Source organism: Streptomyces sp. NBC_00667, from assembly GCF_036226825.1.
Taxonomy (GTDB): domain Bacteria; phylum Actinomycetota; class Actinomycetes; order Streptomycetales; family Streptomycetaceae; genus Streptomyces.
This window is the reverse complement of record NZ_CP109022.1, coordinates 838291-856626: the sequence shown is the minus strand read 5'-3', so window position 1 is coordinate 856626 and position 18336 is coordinate 838291. Positions and strand designations below refer to the sequence as shown.

General features: G+C 73.1%; 18 protein-coding genes. 10 read left to right on the top strand and 8 right to left on the bottom strand.

From position 1 onward, the window contains the following. Nucleotides 1-231 precede the first annotated feature (231 nt). From OHA81_RS04180 to OHA81_RS04150, 7 genes are all read left to right on the top strand, one after another. Nucleotides 232-1800, top strand: a complete 1569-nt coding sequence (locus OHA81_RS04180; protein ID WP_329192870.1) for a sensor histidine kinase — start codon at nt 232-234, stop codon at nt 1798-1800. Continuing rightward, a complete protein-coding gene (locus OHA81_RS04175; RefSeq protein WP_329192868.1) occupies nt 1797-2198 on the top strand; it encodes a roadblock/LC7 domain-containing protein in 402 nt (133 codons plus the stop codon). Before OHA81_RS04180 ends, OHA81_RS04175 begins: the two co-directional genes overlap by 4 nt. Further along, nucleotides 2195-2548 (top strand): DUF742 domain-containing protein, encoded by a 354-nt coding sequence (locus tag OHA81_RS04170; protein WP_329192867.1) that lies wholly within the window; start codon nt 2195-2197, stop codon nt 2546-2548. The genes OHA81_RS04175 and OHA81_RS04170 overlap by 4 nt, the downstream gene beginning before the upstream one ends. Continuing rightward, a complete protein-coding gene (locus OHA81_RS04165) occupies nt 2529-3146 on the top strand; it encodes a GTP-binding protein (protein ID WP_329192865.1) in 618 nt (205 codons plus the stop codon). The genes OHA81_RS04170 and OHA81_RS04165 overlap by 20 nt, the downstream gene beginning before the upstream one ends. Further along, a complete protein-coding gene (locus OHA81_RS04160) occupies nt 3143-4381 on the top strand; it encodes a cytochrome P450 (RefSeq protein WP_329192863.1) in 1239 nt (412 codons plus the stop codon). The genes OHA81_RS04165 and OHA81_RS04160 overlap by 4 nt, the downstream gene beginning before the upstream one ends. Further along, nucleotides 4378-5613 (top strand): cytochrome P450 family protein, encoded by a 1236-nt coding sequence (locus OHA81_RS04155; RefSeq protein WP_329192861.1) that lies wholly within the window; start codon nt 4378-4380, stop codon nt 5611-5613. Before OHA81_RS04160 ends, OHA81_RS04155 begins: the two co-directional genes overlap by 4 nt. 61 nt (nt 5614-5674) lie before the next feature. Then, complete coding sequence (locus OHA81_RS04150) at nt 5675-6406, top strand: DUF7873 family protein (protein ID WP_329192859.1); 732 nt, start codon at nt 5675-5677, stop codon at nt 6404-6406. 402 nt (nt 6407-6808) lie between these two features. On the opposite strand, the gene OHA81_RS04145 is transcribed toward OHA81_RS04150, so the two are convergent. From OHA81_RS04145 to OHA81_RS04135, 3 genes are all read right to left on the bottom strand, one after another. After that, nucleotides 6809-7537, bottom strand: coding sequence for an anti-sigma factor family protein (locus OHA81_RS04145; RefSeq protein ID WP_329192857.1), 729 nt, complete (start codon nt 7535-7537; stop codon nt 6809-6811). After that, the gene (locus tag OHA81_RS04140; protein ID WP_329192855.1) at nt 7534-8136 is read right to left on the bottom strand and encodes a sigma-70 family RNA polymerase sigma factor; all 603 of its coding nucleotides are present in this window, start codon (nt 8134-8136) and stop codon (nt 7534-7536) included. The genes OHA81_RS04145 and OHA81_RS04140 overlap by 4 nt, the downstream gene beginning before the upstream one ends. A 100-nt stretch (nt 8137-8236) precedes the next feature. Next, the gene (locus OHA81_RS04135; protein ID WP_329192853.1) at nt 8237-9217 is read right to left on the bottom strand and encodes a DUF1996 domain-containing protein; all 981 of its coding nucleotides are present in this window, start codon (nt 9215-9217) and stop codon (nt 8237-8239) included. Nucleotides 9218-9388: 171 nt separating this feature from the next. Between OHA81_RS04135 and OHA81_RS04130 the strand changes: the two genes are divergently transcribed. From OHA81_RS04130 to OHA81_RS04120, 3 genes are all read left to right on the top strand, one after another. After that, the gene (locus OHA81_RS04130) at nt 9389-10132 is read left to right on the top strand and encodes a DUF1838 family protein (RefSeq protein ID WP_329192851.1); all 744 of its coding nucleotides are present in this window, start codon (nt 9389-9391) and stop codon (nt 10130-10132) included. A 369-nt stretch (nt 10133-10501) separates the two neighbouring features. Next, entirely contained in the window at nt 10502-12277 is a 1776-nt protein-coding gene (locus OHA81_RS04125; protein ID WP_329201976.1) for a S8 family serine peptidase, read from the top strand. A gap of 222 nt (nt 12278-12499) precedes the next feature. After that, nucleotides 12500-15265, top strand: a complete 2766-nt coding sequence (locus OHA81_RS04120; RefSeq protein WP_329192849.1) for a helix-turn-helix transcriptional regulator — start codon at nt 12500-12502, stop codon at nt 15263-15265. Between the two features lie 15 nt (nt 15266-15280). On the opposite strand, the gene OHA81_RS04115 is transcribed toward OHA81_RS04120, so the two are convergent. From OHA81_RS04115 to OHA81_RS04095, 5 genes are all read right to left on the bottom strand, one after another. Then, nucleotides 15281-16201: a glycoside hydrolase family 19 protein gene (locus OHA81_RS04115; RefSeq protein ID WP_443056431.1), complete on the bottom strand. Its 921-nt coding sequence runs from the start codon at nt 16199-16201 to the stop codon at nt 15281-15283. Nucleotides 16202-16433: 232 nt separating this feature from the next. Then, nucleotides 16434-16844 (bottom strand): rodlin, encoded by a 411-nt coding sequence (locus tag OHA81_RS04110; RefSeq protein WP_329192847.1) that lies wholly within the window; start codon nt 16842-16844, stop codon nt 16434-16436. 179 nt (nt 16845-17023) lie between these two features. After that, on the bottom strand, nt 17024-17215 hold the full coding sequence (locus OHA81_RS04105) for a DUF5302 domain-containing protein (RefSeq protein WP_329192845.1): 192 nt from the start codon (nt 17213-17215) through the stop codon (nt 17024-17026). A gap of 90 nt (nt 17216-17305) precedes the next feature. Continuing rightward, nucleotides 17306-17581: a hypothetical protein gene (locus OHA81_RS04100; protein ID WP_329192843.1), complete on the bottom strand. Its 276-nt coding sequence runs from the start codon at nt 17579-17581 to the stop codon at nt 17306-17308. Beyond that, entirely contained in the window at nt 17578-18291 is a 714-nt protein-coding gene (locus OHA81_RS04095) for a GmrSD restriction endonuclease domain-containing protein (RefSeq protein ID WP_329192841.1), read from the bottom strand. Before OHA81_RS04095 ends, OHA81_RS04100 begins: the two co-directional genes overlap by 4 nt. Nucleotides 18292-18336: the final 45 nt, after the last annotated feature.

Here is an 18336-nt window from a genome sequence, read left to right as displayed (position 1 = left end):
ATCCCGCCCGGCGAGTTGTGACGTCACAGGATGCCATGGCCGCAATGTGATGATCGTCCGGTAGCGGCCGGGGATTCCCCAGAAAACGCATGAGAAGTGCCTTAATTGGCCATTACTCAGCGTCACGTTTACCAAGAACTTTCCAAACTGATCAACAATTCTCTTATAGTGATGGCTTGTTGCCACAGGAACCCTCTCTTCCATTTACGCCCCGGTTTGAGGCTTTGATTGATGACGGCGTCGCCCTCCCCCCTTCGCCCCTCCGCGCTCGCCCTGCTCGTCACGGCGGTTGCGGCCGGAGTGCTCTGCACGGCGGCGGTGGCCGCGGCCCCGTCGGACGTCCGCGTCCCCCTCGGCTGGTTCTCGCTCTTCGGCGTCCTGCTGCTCTCGCTCGCCGCCTTCGCCGTCACCTGGCTGACGCGGGGCAGCCGCCTGCTGCGCGGCCGGATCGCCGGTCTGAACGCGGACCTCGCCGCCCGGGACGGTCACATCGCCCGGCTCACCGCCGACGCCGCCCGTGACGCGGCCGCCCGCACCGCCGAGGTGGCGCGCCTCACGAAGGAGCACGCGGCGGAACTGGAGCGGCTGAGGACCGCCCACAGGGTCGAGCTCGACCTGGCGGCCATCACCCAGCTCACCGAGCGCGAGCGGCTCGGTGAGGAGCTGCGGCGCGCCCAGTCCGGGCGGGCCGCGGCGATGGCCGCCGCCGCCAACGCGGCCGGACGGATGCAGGCCCTCGCCACCGGCATGCTGGCCGACCTGCGCGAGATGGAACACCGGCACGCCGACGAGGACGTGCTCGGCGACCTCCTGCACCTCGACCACCGCACCGCCCAGGCGGGACGCCTCGCCGACTCCATCGCCGTCCTCACCGGAGCCCGCTCGGGCCGCCGCTGGTCGAAGCCGATCGTCATGGAGTCCATCCTGCGCGGCGCCATGGGCCGGATCGGCGGCTACCAGCGGGTCCGCCTGCACTCCACCAGCGATGCCGCCGTCGCGGGGCACGCCGCCGAGGGGGTCATGCACGCCCTCGCCGAACTCCTGGACAACGCCGCCAACTTCTCCCCGCCGACCGCGGAAGTCCACGTGTACGTGGAGGAGGTGCCGGCCGGGATCGTCATCACCGTCGAGGACAGCGGCCTGGTCATGAGCGAGGTCCAGCTGCGCCGCGCCGAACAGGCCGTGGCCGGCGAGTCCCTGGACCTGGCCGGGCTCTCCGGCACCCGCCTCGGGCTCGCCGTCGTCGGCCGCCTCGCCCGCAAGCACGGGCTGACGGTGTCCTTCCGGCCCTCCGCGCGCGGCGGTACCGGCGCGCTGATGATGCTGCCGCACGAGCTGATCAGCCGCACCCCGGGGGAAGCCGGGCCCACGCCCGCGCTGGTGGCCGCCCCGGCCGCCGCCGCCGGGGCGCGGACCGGGGAACCGGCCGCGGAACACGGGCCGGGCCCGCGCGGCGGCGGCGTCGGCTCTGGTGGTGCCGGGCGCACGAAGGAACGTATCCCGTCCCTGCGGGACGACGCCCCGGACGCCGCACCCACGGCCCCCGGCGAGGATGCCGGATCCGCCGACGGGACCCCGCGGACCGGCGACGGCGGCCTGCCCCAGCGGCGACGCGGCCGCACCCTGGCCGCCGCCCACCCCGAAGGACCCGAAGCCGCCGCCCGCGCGGCCCGTACCCAGGGCGCCCCGACCGGCGCCTCCCAGTCCGCCGCCCGCTTCGGCAGCTTCCGGCAGGCCGTGCGCGGCGCGTCGGCGCAGCAGCCCCCGAACCCCCCGCTCCCGGAAGGCAACACGCGATGACCGGCTCCACGACCGACGAGACGCTCAGCTGGCTCCTGGAAGGACTCCTGGAACGCACCCCCGGCGCCCGCCACGCGCTCGTGCTCTCCCGGGACGGCCTCAAGCTGTGCCGCACCCCCGAGCTCTCCGTCGACCAGGCCGACCAGCTCGCCGCGATCGCCGCCGGCATCCAGAGCCTGTCGCACGGCGCGTCCATCGAGTTCGGCGACGGCACCGGGGGAGTCCGCTCCGCGATGGCCGAGTTCTACGGTGGCATCCTGTTCATCGTCGAGGCCGGGGAAGGCGCACACCTCGCACTCGTCGCCGCCGACGACGCGGACGCGGGCCTGGTCGGCCACAACATGTCCGAACTGGTGGAACAGCTGAGCGAGCATTTGATCGCGAGGCCCCGGGGTTGAGCCGTACCAGGCCGGGCCGGGACGACTCCCCGGACCGGCTCTACACCCTGACCGGCGGCCGCAGCAGCTCCGGTTCGGACGCCTTCGACCTCGTCACGCTGATCGTCGCCGAATGCGATCCGGTTCCCGGCATGCAGTCGGAACACGCGGCGATCCTGCGCATGTGCCGGTACCCGGCGGCGGTCGTCGAGATCGCCGCCGAGCTGGGCCTGCCCGTGTCGATCGTGCGGATCCTGCTGGCCGACCTCCTCGGCACCGGCCGGATCAGCGCCCGGCACCCGCGTGCGGCGTACCGCCTTCCCGACCCCGACATCCTGGAGCAGGTGCTCGTTGGACTCCGCAACCTCTGACCGGCGTGAAACCCGGCAGACCCTCAGCAGCACCGCCGACAACGGCTTGAAGATCGTCATCGTCGGCGGCTTCGGAGTGGGCAAGACCACCATGGTCCGTTCGGTCAGCGAGATCCGGCCGCTGAACACCGAGGAGACCATGACCAAGGCGGGCGAGGGGGTCGACGACACCGACGGCGTCGCCGGGAAGAACACCACCACGGTCGCCTTCGACTTCGGCCGGATCACGCTCGACGCGCACAACGTGCTCTACCTCTTCGGCGCTCCCGGGCAGGAACGTTTCTGGTTCCTGTGGGACCGGCTGTTCTCCGGCACCCTCGGCGCGGTCGTCCTCGTCGACACGCGTCGGCTCGCCGACTCCTGGTACGCCATCGACCGCCTCGAACACCACGGCACCCCCTTCGTCGTGGCCTGCAACGACTTCGGCGGCCCCGGCCACACCGCCGAAGAGGTCCGCGCGGCCCTCGACCTGCCGCCCGAGGTGCCGCTCGTCTTCTGCGACGCCCGCTCGCGCGCCTCCAGCAAGGACGTCCTGATCTCCCTCGTCCGCCACCTCCAGACGGCCGCCCTGTCCCACACCCCGGAGCCCACCCCGTGACCACCCCCGCCGACCGCGAACCGCAGCCCGTCTACCTCGGCGGGCCGCGGTTCCAGACCGACCCCCTCGCGCTGTACCGGGAGATGCGGCGCGAGCACGGCGCCGTCGCCCCCGTCGTCCTCGACGGCGACGTACCGGCCTGGCTGGTCCTCGGCTACCGCGAGCTGCACCAGGTCACCAGCGACCCGCAGCTCTTCACCCGCGACTCGGAGCTGTGGAACCAGTGGGACCGCATCCCCGCCGACTGGCCCCTGCTCCCGATGATCGGCCGCAAGCAGCCCTCCATCCTCTACACCGTCGGCGAACGCCACCGCGAGCGCGCGGCCGTCGTCTCCGGGGCGCTGGAAGCCGTCGACCCCTTCGAACTCAAGGGCCACGCCGAACGGTTCGCGGACGAACTGATCGACGTGCTGTGCGGCAAGGGCGAGTGCGACATCGTCGGCGAGTACGCGATGCTGCTGCCCCTGCGCGTCCTCGCCCGGATCTACGGATTCTCCGACGAGCAGGGCCCCGGCCTCGTCACCGCCATGAACGACATGATCAACGGCCGTGAGGGCGCCCTCGACGGCCAGCGCCACCTCGCCGAGTCGATGTTCGCACTCATCGCCGACAAGCTGGTGCGCCCGGACCACGACGTCGTCTCCCGGATGCTCGCCGCCCGGGGCGACTTCACCGTCGAGGAGATCGCCCAGGACCTGATGGTGATGCTGGCGGCAGGCCACCAGCCCACGGCCGACTGGATCGGCAACACCCTGCGCCTCATGCTCACCGACGACCGGTTCGCCGCCTCCCTCGCCGGCGGTCGGCACAGCGTCGGCGAGGCGATGAACGAGGTCCTGTGGGAGGACACGCCCACCCAGAACGTGGCCGGGCGCTGGACCTCCCGCGACACCCACCTCGGCGGACAGCGCATCAACCGCGGCGACCTCGTGCTGCTCGGCCTGGCCGCCGCCAACGCCGACCCGCACGTGCGCACCGACGCCGGAGCCCTGACCGGCGGCAACAACGCCTTCTTCTCCTTCGGCCACGGCGAACACCGCTGCCCCTTTCCCGCCCAGGAGGTCGCCGAGGCCATCGCCCGGACCGGCATCGAGGTGCTCCTCGACCGGCTCCCGGACGTCGACCTCGCCGTGCCCGCCGCCGACCTCGCCCGGCGGCCCTCGCCCTGGCTGCGCGGTCTGACCGCGCTGCCCGTGACCTTCACCCCGACCCCCGCCCTTGGAGCCTCCCGATGACGTGCCCGATCGACCACACGGAACCCGCCGCCATCACCCTGGACCCCTTCGTCGCCGACCTCGACGCCGAGAGCGCCGCGCTGCGCGCCGCCGGACCGCTGGCCCGGGTCGTCCTGCCCGGCGGCGTCGACGTGTACGCCGTCACGCACCACGCGCAGGCGCGGGCCCTGCTGACCGACGCCCGCCTGGTCAAGGACATCGGCGTCTGGGGCGCCTGGCAGCGCGGAGAGATCCCGCCGGACTGGCCGCTGATCGGCCTCGCCAACCCGGGCCGCTCCATGCTCACCGTCGACGGCGACGAGCACCGGCGCCTGCGGAGCCTGGTCGCGCAGGCCCTGACCGTCCGCCGGGTGGAGAAGCTGCGGGCCGGCATCGAGGCCCTGACGACCGGGATGCTCGACCGGCTGGCCGAGCTGCCGGCCGGCGAGAGCGTGGACCTCAAGGCGGAGTTCGCCTACCCGCTGCCGATGAACGTCATCAGCGAGCTCATGGGTGTCGACAGCGCCGAACACCCGCTCCTCAAGGCGCTGTTCGAGAAGTTCTTCTCGACGCAGACGCCGCCGCACGAAGTCCCGCAGATGATGGCCGACCTGGCCGGACTGTTCTCCCGGATCGTGGAGTCCAAGCGCGAGAACCCGGGCGACGACCTGACCAGCGCCCTGATCGCGGCCTCGGAGAACGGCGACCACCTCACCACCGAGGAGATCACCAACACCCTCCAGCTGATGGTCGCCGCCGGCCACGAGACCACCATCAGCCTGATCGTCAACGCGGTCGTCGCCCTGGAGACCCACCCCGAGCAGCGCGCCCGCGTCCTCAAGGGCGAAGTGCCGTGGGAGAACGTCATCGAGGAGACCCTGCGCTGGTCGACCCCGACCTCGCACGTCCTGATCCGCTTCGCGGCCGAGGACATCGAGGTGGGCGACCGGATCCTGCCGAAGGGCGAGGGCCTGATCGTCTCCTTCGGCGCCATCGGCCGCGACGAGGCCCAGCACGGCGCGGACGCGGGCGAGTTCGACGTCACCCGCACCCCCAACCGGCACATCTCCTTCGGCCACGGCCCGCACGTCTGCCCCGGCGCGGCGCTCTCCCGGCTGGAGGCCCTCGTGGCGCTCCCCGCCCTCTACGCCCGCTTCCCCGACCTCACCCTCGCCGTCCCGCGCGAGGAGCTGCGCAACAAGCCGATCCTGACCCAGAACGACCTGTTCGACCTCCCGGTCCGCCTGCGCTGAGCGTTCCGAGGCCGCGGAAAAATACGAATGCCCGTACGAGGAGCCCTGCTAAGTTGATCGCGTGCCCAAGCTGAATCAGATCATCGCCGTCGAAAAGGGCGTCAAGTCCAAGTCGCTCCAGGAGCTGACCCAGGCTCACCAGGACGTCCAGAAGCCCGCCCTGCTCGCGGGCATCTCCCGGACCTACCAGCCCAAGGACGAGGAGGGCGAGCAACTGCCGCCCGAGTCCACCCGGGTGCAGATCAAGGCCGAGGACGTGCTGCGTGCGACCGCAGGCACCCTCACCCGCCTCTTCGACGTGACGGCCACGAAGGACTGGGCCAACCGCAGCGCCGCCGCCGACGTGGTCGTCGACGGGCAGGTGCTGCTGGCCCAGGTGCCGGTCCCGTACCTGCTCTTCCTGGAGAAGCAGCTCACGGACCTGCACACCTTCGTGCGGAAGCTGCCGGTGCTGGACGCCTCGGAGTCCTGGAACCTGGATCCCTCGACGGACTCGTGGAAGACCGACCCGGTCCGCACCATCCGCACGAAGAAGGTCCCGCGCAACCACGTGAAGGCGGAGGCGACCGACAAGCACCCGGCCCAGGTCGAGGTGTACTACGAGGACGTCCCGGTCGGCTACTGGACCACGGTGAAGTTCTCCGGGGCGCTGCCCGCGCGCCGCGTGAACGAACTCCTCGACCGGGTCGAGAAGATCCAGCAGGCCGTCAAATACGCCCGCGAGGAGGCCAACAGCGTGGAGGTCACCGACCAGCGGATCGGTGACGCCGTGTTCGGCTACCTGTTCAGGTAGCCCCCGGATCGCCCCCCGTGCGAGCGGGGGGTGGCGCGAAGAGCGCAAGCTGAAACTGATGTTGAAGCTGACATGGGGTGTCAGTTGGGGGTTCGAATCCCTCCCCCCGCACCACGCGCGGGGGTGGCCCAAGCTGGCAGAGGCGGCCCCTGAATCTCAGATTCTCGCTCCAGTCTCAGTATTCGCCGCCGAACACCGGATCGACCGAGCGCGGACGATCATCGACGGATGGGGGTTCAAGTCCCTCCTGCGCCTCTCCTCGTGGCGCGGTAGTTCAAAGGCAGAACACGTCGGTTTAAGACTGATCCGCGACTCTTAAACGCCGCCGGTGTGCGCAATTGGGTGGCACGCAGGAGCCCGGGAACTGGATATGTTCCCGGGCTCCGTCACGTCCGGGGGGCGTCAGGCCCGGACCGGGACCGCGACGAAGGTCTTGCCCGCCTCGTTCTCGACCAGGACCTCCTTGACGTCGGCCGCCGCCACCGCCGCCGAGCCGTCCAGTGCGGCGCCCTTGCCCTCGCCGAGTTCCGTGGTGCCCACGACCCAGCCGCCCGCCGTGCTGCGCGTACCGTCCCGGGAGACCACCACCAGCCGGCAGCGCTCGCCCGCCGGCACACCGGTCACGGCCGCGTGCACCCGTACCCATGCCGCCGCCGGCACCACCTGCACCGTCATCCGGGTTCCCGTGCCCCGGTCCGTCGCCGAGGCCACCCGGGTCCCGGGCACCGCCGACGGCGCGGACGATGCGGACGGGGACGGCGGCGGGGCCCCGGCGACGTCGTCCGCGCCGCCCGTGCCCAGTTGAGTACCGGCCCAGAACACGGCGGCCAGCGCGGCGGCCGCGGCCACTCCCGTCAGCCCGTAGCGCCGGCGCGCCCGCGCCGCGCGCTCGCTGCGCACCTGGCGCAGCGTCCGGCGCAGCAGCAGGTCACCGCCCTGCGGGGGCCCGTCGAGGAACGCCTCCGCGGGGACCTCCCCCAGGGCCCTCTCCATCTCGCGCAACGCGGCCACCTCCTCCCGGCACTGCACGCAGTCGCCGACGTGCTCCTCGACGCGCCGTACGTCCGCCTCGTCGAGGACTCCGAGTACGTACGGGCCGAGGAGTTCCTCCTCGTGCCGCTGCCGGCTCATGCCACCACCTCCCGCAGTCCGCCGGGCTGCTGGGGCGGCCTGCCCGATCGTTTGCTCCTGTTGCCTTCCCCGGTGCCGTCCGCGAAGACCTCCCGCAGGGCCTTGAGGGCGTAGTGCGCACGCGATTTGACCGTGCCCGCCGGAATGCCGAGCCGGTCGGCGGCCTCGGCGACGCTGTGCTCGCGGTAGTACAACTCGGTCAGGACGTCCCGGTGTTCCGGGGTGAGCCGGTCCAGTGCGCCGAGCACCGTCATGGTGTCGACGACCAAGTCCGCGTGGTCCACCTCCACCGCGGGAGCGGCAGCCGCACCGGAAACCTCCGGCGGCCGGGCGGCCTTCGCGCGGTAGCGGTCGGTGATGATGTTGCGGGCGACGGTGAGAAGCCAGCCGCGTACCGAGCCCTTCCCGTTGACGAGGACCTCGGAGTGCCGCCAGGCCCGCAGGAGGGTCTCCTGCACCACGTCCTCGGCGGCGGCCCGGTCCCCGGTGAGCCGGGTGGCGTAGGCGAGCAGGGCGTGGCCGTGCTCCTCGTACACCGACGTGATCAGTGCCTCATCGGTCGAGCCCCGCCGAGTGCGGGGCCACAGTGGTCCGGCCATCTCACCCTCTCCGTCTTCCTCGCTTGCGTGGGTGCGGTCCGAACACGAGCCCCGGCCGGCCCCGGTTCATGTGACCCGCGTCACGGGCCGGGTGCGGGGATCAGGTACGGCAGGTGCGGCCGTCGTTGAGGCAGTCGGCCACGTCCCGCATCCGCTCGTCGGTCATCACGTCCACGAACATCGCGTGGTCCGTCTTGGGGCTGTGCAGCTGCTCGGGGAAGGAGTCGAGCGCGAAGGGCACTCCCGGGGGCAGGTCGTACGCCAGCGACACGCGCAGCTGGGGAACCGGGAAGGTGCCCTGGGGGCAGACGCCGCTGGCGGCGGGGAACAGCAGGTGCGAGCGGTGTCCGGGGCTGTCGGTGTCCAGCCCGTTCCAGCAGCTGGGGAAGACCAGGGTCCGGGTGACGCGCTGCCCGGCGGGACAGCGCGGATAGTGCGCGGAGGCCCGACCGGGGGAGCCCGAACACCCCCACCGGGCCCGGACCTGCGCCTCGGGGCCCGCCGTGTACGCGAGCGCGTCGCCGGTCACCGCGCGCAGGAACCGGGGCATCGGCACCACCTTCTCGACCGGGCTGCCCCGGAACTCCACCGTCACCGCCGCCTCCGGCACGATCTCGCCGGCGTTGCCGTGTCCCGCCGCGTTCTCGTGCGGATCCCGGCCCGGCCGGTCCGTGCGGCGCAGGACCGGCCAGTAGTACGTCGACCGGTCGCCGCCCGTGCAGCTGGTGGCCGCGGCCGCCAGGGAGGCGTCCGTGGACAGCGCGTCGGTGGACAGGTTCCCCACGTAGGCGTGGGTGTGGTGGGCGCCCGCCGACAGCCCCGGGGAGACCACCAGGTTGTCCTGGTTGTAGTGCCCTTCGCCGTTGCGGCCGCAATCCACCGTCACCGTGCCGCTCGACGCGTCGGGGCCGGCGGGGAGCAGTCCCGGCTCGGGGGACATGTCGCGCGGGGCGGCGAAGTCCGCCGCCGCAGAGCCCGCGCGCGGCCCGGCCGCGCGCGACGCCCCGAGCACGGCGGCGCACAGCCCGCCGCCCAGGACCAGGCAGACCAGCAGCGCGAGCAGTCGGTGTTCGTTCCCCATGGCGCTCACGGTTGCCGGTGCCCGCCACCCGAGTCAACCGCGCCCGCCCGCGGCCGCCCGGGCCCGGACGGCCGGCCCCTGCACCCGCTGCCGTCAACGCACCGGCACCCGAGGCCGGTTGGCCGCGCCGCTCCTTGCCGGGGCGACCGCCGACCGCGCACAGTGGACGCCATGACGCCCGCCGAGCTCCTCCTCGCCCTCGCCCGCACCCGCGCCTCGCTCGACGGCAGCGAGGTGACCTTCTGGTGGACCGGAGACGTCCACTCCTGGGCACCGGGAGAGCCCTACCGGCACCTCTTCGGCTTCGAGGGCCTCAACGTGGCCCGGCTGGCCGCCGGCGAGGGCGAGGAGGAGGGGACGTACCGGCTCCTCACCCGGGAAGCCGCCTTCTACCTGGACCCGCGCAGCCGCGAGATCCTGGAGACCTGGGAGGGCAAGCCGGTGGTGCACGTCTGGAACGACCCGGCGAACCAGGCCTGGCGGCCCTTCCCCGTGCCCGTGACCGACCTCGGCGACCAGGTCTGTTTCAGCCTGGAGATCCCCCTCTCCTACCCCTCGCCGCTGCCCGTCGCCCAGTACCCGCTGAACTCGGCGGACGACACCTACCGGGCCCTGGAGCTGTTCCAGTTCTTCGCGCCGGCGACCGTCCTGACGACCGACGCGCCCAGCGTCCCCGCCACGATGTCCTGGACCCGGATGTCCCCGTGGCTGCCCTGGATGGAACAGGGCGCGCGGCCCGGCGGCCTCACCTTCCACTGTCGCGGTCGCAAACTCGCCTCCTACGAAGACGCCCCCGAACGCACCCGCGCGTACATCGCCGCCCACCACCCGGAGTTCGCCCACGCCCCCGAGAAGTGGACCGGGCCGAACGAGACCAGCTGGACCTACTTCCGCACCCTCCACCCGCCCCGATAGCCCCCTGGGCACGGGCAGGGGGGCGACAAGGGTTTTCCCCGTATCGAGTTCATCCCCGCGTTGCCTACTGTCTGCCCACCGGCGGTCTTCCCCGCCACGAACGGCCCCCGCACCAACCCCACATGGTGTGAAGCCTTGCGAGGCCGGGCCAGATCGCCGGTACCGCCGTTGCCCCGCCCCGCCGTCGCGGCCGGGCAACGCGGCGCGCGGTGGTGTCCGGAGCGGGTCTGACCAGCCCGCTCCCGGCCCGCCCCGGCCGCCGGTTCACCTCCCACACAGCTCGAACCGGCCGCTCCGGCATGCCCGGAAACGGCCCGCGAAAGGGAACACGTGCACGCATCCAGACGTCGGCTCATATCCGTGGTGGCCATGTCCGTCACCCTGCTGGCGGGCTCCGCCACCGCCTCGGTGGCCGTGACCGGCTCCTCGGACCCCGCCACCACCCTCCCGGCCGCCGCGGCCCCCGCCGCCCCGGGCGCCGCGCCCGTGCAGAACCTGATCGTCGGATACAAGGCCTCCGCCGCCGAAGCCGGCTCCAACAGCGCGGCCGCCGACGACGCCGCCGCCAAGGGGAAGAAGGCCGGCAAGAAGGCGAAGTTCGACCGCCGCCTCGGCACCGGCGCCGCCCTCGTCAGCCTGGGTGGTGCGACCGCCCCGGCCGACGCGGCCGACGTGATGGCCCAGTTCCGTGCCGACCCCGACGTCGCCTACGTCGAGCCGGACTCCCGCGCCTACGCCATGGCCACCCCGAACGACACCGAGTACGCCAAGCAGTGGGACCTCTTCGAGGCCACCGCCGGCATGAACGTGCCCGCCGCCTGGGACAAGTCGACCGGCTCCGGCGTCACCGTCGCCGTCATCGACACCGGCTACGTGACCCACTCCGACGTCGCCCCCAACATCGTCGCCGGATACGACTTCATCAGCGACTCCACCGCCGCCCGCGACGGCAACGGCCGCGACGGCAACCCGGCCGACCAGGGCGACTGGAGCGCGGCGGGCGAGTGCGGCACCGGCTCCACGGCCAGCGGCTCCTCCTGGCACGGCACCCACGTCGCCGGCACCATCGCCGCGGCCACCAACAACGCCAAGGGCGTCGCCGGCATCGCGTACAACGCGAAGATCCAGCCCGTCCGCGTCCTCGGCAAGTGCGGCGGCGCCACCTCGGACATCGTCGACGCCATCACCTGGGCCTCCGGCGGCTCCGTCCCCGGCGTCCCGGCGAACGCCACCCCCGCCAAGGTCATCAACATGAGCCTCGGCGGCTCGGGCACCTGCGGCACCAGCTACCAGAACGCCATCAACGCGGCAGTCGCCCGCGGCACCACCGTCGTGGTCGCCGCCGGCAACAGCAACGCCGACGCGTCGGGCTTCACCCCCGCCAGCTGCAACAACGTGATCACGGTGGCCGCCTCCAACCGGACCGGCGACCGCTCCTTCTACTCCAACTTCGGTACCCGCATCGACATCACCGCCCCCGGCGGTGAGACCCGCCGCGCCACCGATACCCCCGGCACCGTCACCACCCCCGAGAACGGCATCCTCTCCTCGCTGAACGCGGGCACCACCACCCCGGGCGCGGAGATCTACAAGCCGTACCAGGGCACCAGCATGGCCTCCCCCCACGTCGCGGGTCTCGCCGCGCTCCTGGTGGCCGCCAAGCCGTCCCTCACCCCGGCGCAGGTCAAGGCGGCCATCAAGGCCAATGCCCGGCCGCTCGCCGGAACCTGCACCGGCGGCTGCGGCGCCGGCCTCGCCGACGCGGCCGCCACCGTGAACGCCGTCACCTCCACCCCGGTCACCCCGGTGTTCGAGAACACCACGGACGTCGCGATCCCGGACAACGGCGGCGCCGTGTCCTCCTCGGTCACCGTCTCCGGCATCACGGGCAACGCCCCGGCCGCCCTCAAGGTGAACGTCGACATCAAGCACACCTACCGCGGTGACCTCGTCATCGACCTGGTCGCGCCGGGCGGCACGGTCAAGCGGCTCCAGAGCTCCTCGGGCGACAGCGCGGACAACGTGCTCACCACCTACACCGTGGACGCCTCCGCCCTGCCCGCCAACGGCACCTGGCAGCTGCGCGTCCAGGACGTGGCCGCCGCCGACACGGGCTACATCGACTCCTGGAGCCTCGGCTTCTGAGCCCGCCGCCACGGCCCTGACGGGCCGATGGTACGGACCAACACCAGCGTCGATTCCGACCCCCGGACCTGCCGGTACCTCCCGTACCGGCAGGTCCGCCGGGCATTGCGGCCGGCCGACTGATTTCTGCGTCACAATGAGGGTCCGCCAGGCAGCCGACCTCGTATTGTCGCGCTCACAGGAAAGGCACAGGGCAGGGGCGCGAAAGGCTGGTGGCTGTGCGTGGCGGCGACGGGGAACGCTGACACAAGTGTCGGACACGGTGAACTCATCGCGGCGGTCGACCGCGCGCTGACCACCCACGGCCGGGCGATCCTCACCGGGCCCGCCGGCGCCGGCAAGACCGAGGTGGTGCGCGCCGTCGCGGCCGCTGCCGAAGCACGCCGCGAAACCGTGCTCCACCTCGCCCCGGAAGCCGCCGACCAGTCGATACCCGAGGCCTCGGCCGCCGCACTGCTCGCCTCCGTCCCCGGCGCCGCCCTCGAACGGCTCGCCGGGCCCCAGCGCACCGCGATCGCCCTCCTGCGCCGGGAGACCGACACGCCGGGCGCCGGCCGCGACCACGTGGCGCTGCGCCTCGCCGTCGTCGAGGTGCTGCGCACCCTCGCCGCCCGCAACCCCGTGCTGCTCGTCATCGACAACGCCCAGTGGCTCGACGCCGAAAGCACCGGTCTGCTCCGCTTCGCCCTGCGCCTGACCCCGCCCCGGGTCCGGGTCCTGGTCGCCGAATGCGTGCAGGGCGGCGCCCCCGTCGCCGGACCGCTCTGCGGCCCCGCCACCCCCGCGGTGCGGGTGCCCCCGCTCGGCGCGGACGAGGTCGCCGAACTGCTCGTGCGCCACGGGCTGCCCGCCCGCCTCGCCGGCCGCATCCACCAGGCCAGCGGCGGCAACCCGCGCCTCGCCCTCGCCCTCGGCCACTCGCTCACCGAAGCCGCCGGCACCCGCGACGGCGCACCCGGCGCCCACCACGCCGACACGCTGCCCGTCTCCGGACAGGCCCGCGAAGTCGCCCGCAGGCTCCTCGCCGAGGCCCCCGCCCGGGCCCGCCGCACCCTGCTCCTCGCCGCCCTCGCCTCCCGCCCCACGACCGCCCTGCTGCGCCGGGCCGGCAGCCCCGACGCCGAAGCGGAACTGGCCGAGGCGGAACGGGCCGCGCTGGTCACCGTCGGGGAGGACGGCGCCGTCCGCTTCACCGCCGGCGCATTGCCCACGGCACTGGCCGCCGACGCGGGCTGGCCCGAGAGGGCCGCCGGGCACGCCGCGCTCGCCGCCGCCGTGGACGACCCCGTCCAGGCCGTACGGCACCGGGCGCTGGCCGTGGACACCCCCGACGCCCGTCTCGCCGCCGAGATCACCGAAGCCGCCGCCGCCTGCCGCCGTCGCGGTCAGCGGGCGCTGGCCGCCGAACTCGGGCTGCTCGCCGCCGAACGCACCCCCTGCGACCGGCCCGAGGAGGAACTGGCCCGGCTGGTCACGGCCGCCGAGGACGCGGGCTGGGCGGGCCGCGCCGACCTCGCCCGCCGCGCCACCCGCGCCGTCCTCGCCCGCGACGCCTCGCCCGCCGACCGGGTCCGCGCCCGCCTCGCCGTGATCGACGCCGCCGGGCAGGCACTGGCCGACCTCGACGAGACCTTCGCCTACGCCATCGACGACGCCGCCGGGGACCCGGCGCTGCTGGCCGCCGTCCGGCTGAGGGTCGCCTGGAAGCACAACCTCAGCGACGGCGACCCCGTACGCTCGCGCGACGCGGCGGCCGAAGCCGGGGCCCTGGCCGCGCTCGGCGGAGACCAGGTCGCCGAAGCCATGGCCTTGACCGTGCGGGCCCGCATGGGCCGCATCCTCGGCGACCCCGATGCCGAGGACATCCTCGCCGAGGCACTCGCCCTGCCCGCCCCCGAAGTGCCGCTCGGCATGCGCAACGCGCCCCAGTACCTCGCCGTCCGGCACGCCCTCTTCGACGACCGTCTGGAGGAAGCCCACCGCCAACTCCTCGCCCTGCTGCCCGCCGTGCAGCGCACCGGTTCCTCCGAGGACGTCTTCGAGGTGCTGCGCAGCCTCACCGAGGTCGAACTGCGGCGCGGCAGGTGCGCGGCCGGGGCCGCGCACGCCCGGCGCGCCCTGGAGCTCACCATCGAGGCGGGCCTGTCGCCGGGCCCCGCCTGGTACGTCGCCGCGACGGCCGAGGCCACGGGCGGCAGCTTCGCCCGCGCCGCCGGCTACGCCCGGCGCGGCATCCAGGCCTCCGAGGAGGAACACGACCAGGTCTTCCTCTCCCGGAGCCTGTACGCCCTCGGCCTCGTCGAACTGGCCACGGGCGACGCCGCGAAGGCCGTGGCCACGCTGCGCCGGGTCGCCGGCCTGGAAGAGGCTCAGCAGGTGGTCGACCCCTCCATCCTGCGCTGGCACGGGGACCTCGCCGAGGCCCTGGTCGCGGCCGACGCCCCCGGCGAAGCCGCGGAACTCCTGGACTCCGTCCGTACGGTGGCCCGCGCGCTCGGGCGCACCGGCGTCCTGGCCGCCCTCGACCGGGCCCAGGGGCTGTGCCTGTCCGCGCAGGGCGACGCGGAGGCGGCCGTGGCCCTGCTGGAGGCCACGGCCCTGCGGTTCGAGGAGCTCGGGCTGCCCCTCGAACGCGGCCGTACGCTCCTGGCCCTGGCCCGCGTCGAACGCCGCCGCCGACGCCGTGCCCCGGCCCGTACCGCGCTGCGGGAAGCGGCCGAGGTGTTCGACCGGGCCGGGGCGAAGCCGTGGCTGGACCTGGCCCGGGAGAGCGCTCCCGAAGCCGCTGCCCTGCACCCCGGGGTGGCGGCGCTGACCGAGGCCGAGACCCGCCTCGCGCTGCTCGTCAGCCAGGGCGCGAGCAACCAGGAAGCCGCCGCGAAGCTCTTCCTCAGCGTGAAGACGGTGGAGTCCCGGCTCACCCGCATCTACCAGAAGCTCGACGTCCGTTCGCGGGCCCAGCTGGCGACGGCCCTGCGCACGCGCTGAGCAGGGGCGGGCGGGTCAGCAGGTGAGGTGGTCGCCCGGGGTGACGCCCAGCAGCCGGGTGAAGCTCTCGTAGGCGTTCACCCGGCTCTGGACCTGCGCCGGGTTGCCGCCGTTGCACTCCAGGGAGCCGTTGATGGAGCGGATCGTCTCGCCGAAGCCGGCGCCGTTGACCATGGCGGCGTGGGCGGTCATGGTGCCCGGGCCGTTCTGGGTGTTCCAGTACCAAAGGGCCGTCTTCATCGCGACGGCCGGGTCCTGCTCCACGAGGTAGGGGTTGGCGAGCAGGTTGATGCCGAGTGCGTCGCCCGCCGCCTTGTAGTTGAAGTTCCAGCTCAGCTGGATGGGGCCGCGTCCATAGTAGGCGGCCTGCCCGGCGGGGCAGCCGTAGGGCTGGGACGCGTCGCAGTAGTGCGGATAGTTGGCGGTGTTCTGCTCGACGACGTAGACGAGCCCGCCGGTCTCGTGGGAGACGTTGGCGAGGAAGGCGGCGGCCTCGCGCCGCTTGACGGTGTCGTCCCCGGTGTGCGCGAAGGCCGGGTACGCAGAGAGCGCCGCGACCAGCCCGTTGTAGGTGTAGAAGGAGTTCCGGTTCGGGAACATCTGGTTGAACTGGGCCTCGCTGACGACGAATCCCGACGGGTTGCCGGTGCCGGGGTCGGGGTCCTGGCCACCACCGCCGCAGGCGCCCTGGTCCGACCAGACCCCCCACTGTCCGGTGGTGCCGGGGGTCTCGCCCTGGGTCCACCACTTGGCCTGCCAGTTGTGTCCGCCGTACGAGGCGCTCATGCCGTTCGTGTAGACGGCGGCGGCCGTCCAGGAACCGGCGCAGGCGGGGGCCGCGGCGGCGGGGGAGGCGGGCAGGGCAAGGGCGACGCCGAGGGTCACGGCGGTGGCCGCGGCCAGGGAGAGGGCGCGGCGGCGTAGCGCACGGATCACGGAACTGCTCCTTCAGTGGGGGGAGTTGCCGGGGATGTCAGGTGGGGGGCAACTACGGCCACTGAAGCGAAAGTGGTCTGAACCTGTCAAGGTCTAGACCAAAGCTGTTGCATTTGGACAGAAGCCGGCCGACTGCTCCTGGCCCGCGCGAGCGCCGGACGCGAGCGCCGACGCGAACGCCGGACCGGCGTGACGGCCGAGGCCGTCACGCCGGTCCGGGGACGAAGAGCGGTCAGCTGTTGGCGGACAGGTTCCCGGACAGGACCGGGATGTTGTCCAGGATGTGCGAGAGCGACTCGTCGCCCTTGGCCTGGGTGCTGTTCTCCGTGCACTGCTGGTTCTGCGGGTTGGACAGGACGTTGATGTCCTGGACGCCGATGTTGAGCAGGGCAATGAGCGACTGCACGTTCGCCTTGGCCGGCAGGCCGACGCAGAGCTTGTTCAGCGAACCCTGGACCAGGCTCAGCTGCGGGCTCATGGCGCCCTCGGTCTTCTGGTTGCCGTAGATCTGGGCGGCGCCGTTGCCGTTGACGGTGTTCACGCCGTTGTCGTTGCCGATCGCCATCGCCGGGGTGGCGGCGAGGGCGCCGGCGCCGACTACGGAAGCGGCGACCGCGGCGGTGGCCATGAACTTCTTGAGCATGGTGAGGAATCCTTCTGTCGCATGAGCTGTCCCCGGCGGGTACGACCGGATCAACTAGCGACCTGCCCGGGGGTTATCACCCGTCACCCATGCGGCCCAACGATCAGAGGACCGTCGAGGCGGGGCGCCCGCTGGGCGGCGCACCCCGCACAGGGGTCCCGGCCGCCCGGCGGAACGCGTCAGCCGGTCTTGCGGCGCACCTTCTTGTTCTTGCCGCCGGGGCCGCTGCTGGCGCCCTGCACCTTCGCCCGGCTCTGGTGGGCCTGCTGCGAATGGGCGTTCGCCGCGTTGCGCTCCAGGGCCTCGCGGAACTTGCGCTTGGCCTCCTCGGCGGGGGATTCGTCCTGCGGGGTGTCGGTCTCGTCGGCCATGGGGTCCTCCTGGGAGTGATGGAGCCACCTCAGTCTGTCAGCCCGCAGCCACGCTGACCAGCGCGTTCCCCGCGGCGGCCGGCTGACCGGTCAAGCACCGGGACGCGGAGCCCGCGCGCCGCCGCCCGCGCGGACGGCGCGCAGGGCCGCCAGGTGGAGGGCGTGCGGGTCACCGTGGGCGACGGGACTGCCGGTCAGGGTGTACCACTCGTCGGCGTCGAGGTACTGGATCTCGAAGCGGACCTTGCCGTCCGGTCCGGCGACGGTGCGCAGGGTGAGTTCCCCGGTGATCACGCCGACCTCGTCGGTCATGGCGCCGCCGCGCCCGGCGAGGACGTCGTCCTGCCACTGCCCGGGCGCGGTCATGAGGCGCAGGTGTCGATCATCGTGGTGAGCATGGCTTTCTCCGGTGGGGTGACGGTCAGCCCGTAGTAGGACTTGACGGTGGTCCAGGCGCGCCCGTACTGGCACCAGCTCGTCTTGTCCGGCGGCTGCCACAGGTCCGGGCTCTGGTCGCCCTTCGACCGGTTGGAGGCCGCCGAGACGGCCAGCAACTGGGGGCGCGTCAGGTCGTTGGCGAAGGCCTTGCGTTTGGCGGCGTCCCAGCCGGCCGCGCCGGAGCGCCAGCCCTCGGCGAGCGGGACCATGTGGTCGATGTCCAGCTTCGCCGGGTCGCCGACCTGCGCGCCGTCGTACAGGCTCTTCCACGTGCCGGACACCGCCCGGCACTGCGCGTCCTGGGTGACGTTCTTGCCGTCGCGCCGCAGGACGACCTCACGGGTGTCGCACTTGTCGCCCTGCTCGGCCCAGTGCGTGAACTTGTCGCGGCTGTACCCGGCCATCGTCCCCGGCTTGCCGACCACCAGCGCGGCCAGCTGCGTGCGGGCCACGGCCGCGCTGACCATGCCGGGCAGTACGTCCCCCGGAGCGGGTTTCGCGTCACCGCCGGCCGGGGGCCCGCCGGTGGCCCCGCCCCGCCCGCCGTCCGCGTCCCCGCCGGGCTGAGCGCACCCGGCAAGCCCCAGCAGCAGCGCCGCGGCCACCGCCGCGCCCCGCAGCCCCGCCTGACGACCCATGAACCCCACCCCGCCCCGAACTCCGTGCGCTGTCCCGGGAAGCGT